Consider the following 439-nt stretch of genomic DNA (forward strand, 5'->3'; position numbering starts at 1 on the left):
ACTATGGGTGATTATTGAATTTTTCTCAATTGGAATGCTCTCTCACTTTTATCGGGGAATGAGTAATCCGGATAAAGCAGCACTAGCCAAGTCTCTCTATGGTGTAAATTATCAAACTATGGATAGTTGGTTGCGTTGTTTAACAGATTTAAGAAATAGATGTGCTCACTATTCAAGATTGTACTACGTAAAATTCCCTGCAATACCAAAAATGCCAAAAGGGGAGAGTTATACGCCTACTCGCAGACTTTTTGCACAATTTTATATGCTGAAATTGATGTACCCTGAAAAAGATAAGTGGAATGATGATGTTTTAAAACAATTAGATAAGCTGATGAAAAAATACAAGCCGTACATCAGCAAAAACCACCTTGATTTTCCTTACCGTTGGAAATCATTACTAACCATAAAGTAACCCTTTAGGAGGTATCCCATGCAC

At 36.0% G+C, this 439-nt stretch carries 1 protein-coding gene; it reads left to right on the forward strand.

Annotated features, from left to right (window positions below):
* A partial coding sequence (locus D1841_RS17960; RefSeq protein WP_166554361.1) for an Abi family protein occupies positions 1–415 on the forward strand: 415 nt, incomplete at its 5' end.
* Between the last annotated feature and the right edge of the window lie 24 nt (positions 416–439).

The sequence above is a fragment of the Neglectibacter sp. X4 genome, from assembly GCF_009917365.1.
Classification (GTDB): Bacteria; Bacillota; Clostridia; order Oscillospirales; family Acutalibacteraceae; genus Acutalibacter.